This window comes from Tuberibacillus calidus DSM 17572 (genome assembly GCF_000430685.1).
Taxonomy (GTDB): Bacteria; Bacillota; Bacilli; order Bacillales; family Sporolactobacillaceae; genus Tuberibacillus; species Tuberibacillus calidus.
In genome coordinates, this window is record NZ_AUMM01000040.1 from 23362 (window position 1) to 29438 (window position 6077).

The 6077-nt window shown below is 42.6% G+C and carries 5 protein-coding genes and 1 pseudogene; 4 read left to right on the forward strand and 2 right to left on the reverse strand.

From position 1 onward, the window contains the following. Nucleotides 1-16: 16 nt before the first annotated feature. Nucleotides 17-757 carry a bis(5'-nucleosyl)-tetraphosphatase PrpE gene (gene prpE, locus H532_RS0110705; protein ID WP_027725479.1) on the reverse strand — a complete coding sequence of 247 codons (741 nt, stop codon included), beginning with the start codon at nt 755-757 and terminating at the stop codon, nt 17-19. A gap of 419 nt (nt 758-1176) precedes the next feature. Between prpE and H532_RS21090 the strand changes: the two genes are divergently transcribed. Then, nucleotides 1177-1407, forward strand: coding sequence for a nuclease-related domain-containing protein (locus H532_RS21090; RefSeq protein WP_425426267.1), 231 nt, complete (start codon nt 1177-1179; stop codon nt 1405-1407). Then, nucleotides 1367-2002 carry a nuclease-related domain-containing protein gene (locus tag H532_RS19620; protein WP_155995032.1) on the forward strand — a complete coding sequence of 212 codons (636 nt, stop codon included), beginning with the start codon at nt 1367-1369 and terminating at the stop codon, nt 2000-2002. Before H532_RS21090 ends, H532_RS19620 begins: the two co-directional genes overlap by 41 nt. 295 nt (nt 2003-2297) lie before the next feature. Here the strand turns inward: H532_RS19620 and H532_RS0110715 are convergent, their stop codons facing one another. Beyond that, on the reverse strand, nt 2298-3464 hold the full coding sequence (locus H532_RS0110715) for an FtsW/RodA/SpoVE family cell cycle protein (RefSeq protein WP_027725480.1): 1167 nt from the start codon (nt 3462-3464) through the stop codon (nt 2298-2300). A gap of 326 nt (nt 3465-3790) precedes the next feature. On the opposite strand from H532_RS0110715, the gene H532_RS0110720 reads away from it, so the two are divergent. After that, nucleotides 3791-5614, forward strand: coding sequence for a monovalent cation:proton antiporter family protein (locus tag H532_RS0110720; RefSeq protein WP_245566451.1), 1824 nt, complete (start codon nt 3791-3793; stop codon nt 5612-5614). 270 nt (nt 5615-5884) lie between these two features. Beyond that, nucleotides 5885-6077, forward strand: a pseudogene (locus H532_RS20625) (IS110 family transposase); the annotation flags it as partial.

Sequence of the window (6077 nt, forward strand, 5' to 3'; positions counted from 1 at the left end):
ATTTTCTAGGTGGCGCTTAGTCATCGAAATGGCGGAATTTTTCTGCGATGTACGGTTGTCGGGATGGGACGGATACGGTTTCTTTTTCCGGCCAACGAAAAGCGGTCAATTGACCCCCAAATACACAGCCGGTATCAATATTGATCGTCCTCCCGACAACCCTCGGTTCAGAAACTGGTGTATGTCCGTAAACGACCCAAGCCGCGCCATGGTAGTGCTTCGCCCAATCGCGGCGAATCGGAAAGCCTGTCTCATCGGTTTCACCGGTAATGTCACCATAAAGGACAAACGTCTTGACTTTTTTATTGTGTTTGCCGATATAGGCTTCTTTGATGCCGGCGTGAGCGACCAAAAGGTGTCCGTCATCTAGCGTAAGGTAAAGCGGTGCCTCCTGATATAACTTTTTAAAATCATGAATCACGCGAGCCCGTTCTTTAGCGTCCAACTCTTGTAGCTCTTTCACGGTCGTTTCCAGACCATGCTTGATTTGCACATTTGACCCATTCATGTAGCGGTAGAGTTTGTCACAATGGTTTCCCGGAACATAAAGCGCTAGTCTATTAAAAACCATCGCTGTAACGAGCTGAATCACCTTTACGGAATTTGGCCCGCGATCCGTTAAATCGCCGATGAACACCGGCACCCTGCCTTCGGGATGAACGGGCCAATGGCCATCCCATTGATAACCCAGCCGGATCAGGAGCTCGCGGCATTCCTCAAAACAGCCATGTATGTCTCCAATCACATCATATCTCACCGTGTTCACCTCTTCAGTGGCGTATCTCTTTCCATCACGATCATCGTTGTATACTCATCAAGTTCCCAATAAGCTTGATGCCTTCATGTTTTAGTATACCGTTCCATCACAATGAATCCTATGGGTGGTATTGGGAATGTGATGAATCTCAGTTTATTATTCCATCAGGCATAGCCTTTTCAAAATATCCATCAAGTAGGGGGATTTGGATCTCAGATTAGTATACCATCATGCGTTTCTCATCGTTGTTTTACAAAATGCCAAGCATTATTTACAATATTTTACTAATATTTTATATTATTATAGTAGTCCCATTTCATAGAAAGGATGATTTTATGATCATATTACCACGAGAAGAGCCCAGGCATTTACGCATACGGCGCTTACTAAAGTCACGAATGACATTTTCTGATAAAGAGATGCGTCAATTCTTGAATGATGAAAAGGGGTTTGCCGGTGAGTGTCTTTTCGATGATTTGATTACAAAGTCCGGTGCTTCGACTTATGTACAATTAAACGGACTCCTCCTTGAATGGAACGGTAACTTATTCCAAATTGACTCTCTACTCGCGTCACCATATAGAATTTACCTATACGATGTAAAAAATTTTGAAGGGATATTACATAGAAGGCGACCGATGGTATTCTAAATCAGGTGTGGAAGTAAAAAATCCTCTTATTCAACTGAAGCGAAGTGAATCATTATTAAGACAAGTGCTAACCCGTTTATACATCAATCTTCCCATTGAATCCCGGGTCGTTTTTGTGTATCCAGGTTTTACGTTATATAATGCTGATCCTAATGCCCCGATTATCCTCCCAACCCAACTGACCGCTTATATGAAGAAGTTCCCCGCTTTTGAATCAATACCATCCCATTTGATTGAAAAAATGAAAACATTGGCAGGATTCCATATTAGAAATTCGGATGTCGATAAAAAACTTATTCCGTCGTATACTTATGAAGATTTAAAAAAGGGAACGCCCTGCGCGAAATGCCATTCCTTTTCTTTGCGCATTCAGGGGCAAAAATTAAAATGCACCTTATGTGGTCACCTAGAGAATTTGAGAAATGTTATCCTTCGATTAGTTGAAGAATATAAACTCTTGAATCCTCATCGTACAATTACCGTAACGGCTATAAAAGAATGGGGGGAGTTGGATATCAACACCCGAAGAATCCTAAGAGTTTTAAAATCGCATATGGAGAAAATGGGGGATAAGCGCTATACCTATTATAAATAGCATTTATTTTGCTAGATCGGGGAGTTCAAAAGACCATTTCGAAGCCCGTGTGATTTGAAAATGGTAAATAGGATACAGAAACTGGGAAAAAGCAGCTTGAATAGGTGCTGATTTTCCAAAAATATCAAGTCAAATACCATTTTGCAAAGGGATTCAAGTCAAAATGGCAGATAAAAGCCGACTAAGGCCAATGGACAATAAGCCAAAGTTATATTTTCGTCGTTTTTAAAAGTCAACCTCATAAAAAAAACACCGCGGATAGGTGCGGTGTTTTCGTGTTGAGGTGTGAATCTGGCTAACTAAACATATATTTACGTGTTTGCGCTTGAACTGATAAGACAATGCCGATGGCGATCATATTGCTTAATAATGAACTGCCCCCGTAACTGATGAACGGTAGGGGGATCCCGGTGATCGGCATCACTTGAATGGTCATCCCGATGTTTTGGAAAATTGTAAATGTCAACATGCCGGTAATGCCGGTGCACAAATAGGCCCCATAAGGATCGTGGGTCTTAATGGCAGAATAAATGATCCGGTAAATAAGTAAAAAGAACAAAGCAATGAGCAGGCTTGCCCCAACGAAGCCAAATGCGTTACAAATGACGGAAAACACAAAGTCATTGTAGCTCTCTGGTAAAGAGATGTTTTGGTTACCGGGCCCAACGCCATAGAGCTTGCCACTTCCAACGGCATTTAATGAATTGATGAGCTGGAAGCCTTCGTTATTTGAATGTTTATATGGGTCAAGCCAACCGTAAAAGCGTTCCAATTGGTGTTCTGCTAGGACAATATTGACGACTAACTTTGTGTAAAAATAATCTAAAACTAGGAGGACAATCCCTAAAATACCTGCTGCTAACAGCCCGAAAATGATCCGCCAACGAATGCCAGAGACCAAAATCATCGATGCGATGATCGCCATCAAAACAAGGGCGGTGCCAAGGTCAGGTTGCAAAAGCACCAGTCCTAAAGGTGGAAGTGAGACGAGAAAAATTTTTCCGAGCAAACGGAAATCGTCCTTAACGGTTTTCTCAATCCACTTTTCCTGATGTTCAACAATAAGACGCCCAATGAGTAAAATTAAAACGATTTTCATAAACTCGGAAGGCTGGATTTGGCCGACTGCTGGAAGTTGATACCAACTGAACGCCCCGTGGGATTTATGGGCAAAGGGGACTGGAATTCCGTGTTTGGCCGCCATAAGGCCGAGCAAAAGGACCAAAAAAATCGCATAGAAAATCCAGCTTAACGCTTTTAAGCGTTCATAATCTAAGATAAACACACCGAAGGCAACCACTGTGCCAATCACATACCACATAAATTGGCGCAACACAAAATGGCTCCCTTCAAGGTCGGGAGTAAGTGGTGCGCTGTGAATGGCAATGAGACTTGCGCAAAATAATAAAAAAACAATAAAGATCAATGTATAGTCAAGTTTGGAAAAGATATCATTTTTCATAGACCGATCGATTCCTTTAGAAAACTTTTTGGTTTTTAAACTAAACGCCCAACTTATAGCATACCGCAAAGAGTGGCGAAAGAAAACGGAAATGATAAGACTGACAGCAATTGCCATTATCTTAACGATTTTTTGAATGAGATGCATGAAAAACATGACATTGTTTTTTCAAAATGAGCAAACCCCTTGCGCAGCAAAAGCACTTCCGTTAACCTAAACGGTAACTCTTTTTTTACATCGGTTCAGAATCGTTTTAGGTGTGCTCATTGATGGCATTGGCTATGAGTTCACCCCCTAACCGTCAGCTAAAGATTAGGAGGTTGATCATGCACGCATCACTTATGTCACTCGTTATTGTCGTCGTGGCCGCATTTTTAACACCAATCCTTTTAAACCGCCTGCGGTTGAAAATGGTTCCGGTCGTTGTCGCCGAGATTATTGTCGGTTTAATCATTGGGAAAACCGGATTGGACTTAGTGCAACATGGGCCTTGGATCGACATTCTTTCATCACTTGGTTTTATCTTTTTAATGTTTTTGAGCGGCGTCGAAATTGATTTTACGGTTTTTACAAGTAAGAGCAAGCAGGCTGGAGATAAAAAGCTGCCGAATAACTTTGCGGTATCAACGATCGTTTTTGGCGCCGTTTTGATCCTGTCCTATATCCTTTCATTAGGGTTAAAAGCTCTTCATTTTGTCGATAACGCCTTTTTTATGACACTTGTGATCTCGACGATCTCCCTTGGCGTCGTCATGCCGACCTTGAAAGAAAGGCACTTAATGAAAACGAGCATCGGGCAGATCATTTTACTCATAACGGTTATTGCCGACTTAGTGACCATGATTTTACTCGCCGTGTTTGTGTCCTTTTATGACCCGACCGGCGGAAACACGTGGCTTCTCCTTGTCCTAGTTTTAGCTGGTGTCATCCTCTATTTTTTTGGCAAGGTCTTTCGAAAGCTGTCCTTTATCGAATCGATATCAAAAGGGACATTTCAAATTGGGACACGTGCCGTCTTTGCGTTAATCATTGTTCTCGTTGGCATTTCCGAAACGGTTGGTGCGGAAAACATTCTAGGTGCATTTATCGCCGGCGCTCTTGTTTCACTGTTATCCCCTAATAAAGAAATGGTGCAAAAACTCGACTCTTTCGGGTATGGTTTTCTTATTCCGATTTTTTTCGTCATGGTCGGTGTCGATTTAGACCTATGGAAACTATTCGAAGATCCAAGGGTATTTTTGCTCATCCCTTTGTTGTTTATCGGGCTCCTCATCTCTAAGATGGTGCCGAGTTTGATATTGAAAAAGTGGTTTGATTGGCCGACGGTGATCGGTTCCGGATTTATCCTGACATCGACATTATCCCTTATCGTCGCTGCGGCAAAAGTCGGGGAAAGGATCCATGTGATCGATGCGCAGATGTCTTCAGCCCTAATCTTATTAGCTGTTGTCACCTGTTTAATCACGCCGGTCGCTTTTAATGCCGTGTTTCCGAAACAGGCCGATAAAAGGAAAAAAATCGTGTTCCTTGGGGCTAACCAGCTGACCTTGCCTCTGTCACTGGAGATGGATCCCCACCGGTACGAAACGGCCGTTTATCATCGAAGGCTTGACAAAATGGATGCCGGAGACAACTCTCATTTTGACATTTTGGCGCTTGATGATTATCAAACAGCAACATTAAGGAAGGCGGGGGTTTTTAACGCGGATATTTTGGTGGTCTCAACGGGAAATGATGAGCTGAACGGTGAGATTGCTAAAGCGGCCAACGGAGCGGGGGTCGACCGCATCATTTCTCGAATTGAAAGTCCAGCGTTACTTGAAGAACTTCGCAAATTAGGGATCGAAGTGTTCTCGTCCTTCTTTTCAACCAAGACGATTTTAAAGGCGATGATCCAGTCACCAGGGACAGTCAATTTACTTATGGCGGAAGAAAATGGCCTCTATGAAGTGGAAGTGAAAAACAGCGCATACACGGGGATTCCTTTAAGGCGCTTTCCTTTCCTCGGTGATACGATTATTATTCGGATTTATCGAAATGGCGAATCGCTTATTCCCCATGGTGATACAGAATTCCATACTGGTGACCGACTCATTGTCACTGGGAGTGCCGAACACGTTCGTGAACTCATTGAGCGACTCAGCGGCTAGGTCGCTTAAAGTTTGAGGGTCTGTGCCAAGTAAAGGGAAAGGCGCGACCCTTTTTCTTTTAAAAGGAGAACATTTCGCGTCATATAAAAGCAACTGTTTTTTGATTGAGAGATTATGCTATAATCCAAGTAAAAAGGAGCATTCCTGTATTGAAGAAAAATGAGGCAAAATAGCGGTTTTTCGGGTTGTACAAAAATAGAGCCCTCTTGGTATAGTACGGAGTGTCAACGGATGTTGACCTCTAATTTAGGAACCAAGGAGGACTCATACATGAATTATAACCAAAATCGCAAAATCTCTCAAATCACAGAGAACACATTGATCGTCGGTGTTGATATCGCTAAACACAAACATGTCGCTCGTGCGCAAGATTTTAGAGGCATTGACCTAGCTAATCGCTTAGTGTTTACGAACGATCTCAAAGGCTTTCAAACCCTGACACAATGGATAAACCATTTGAAGG

Coding starts and splice junctions, on each gene's coding strand:
- H532_RS21090 (WP_425426267.1), top strand. CDS start 1,177: ATGCGTCAATTCTTGAATGATGAAAAGGGGTTTGCCGGTGAGTGTCTT.
- H532_RS0110720 (WP_245566451.1), top strand. CDS start 3,791: ATGCACGCATCACTTATGTCACTCGTTATTGTCGTCGTGGCCGCATTT.
- H532_RS0110715 (WP_027725480.1), bottom strand. CDS start 3,464: ATGAAAAATGATATCTTTTCCAAACTTGACTATACATTGATCTTTATT.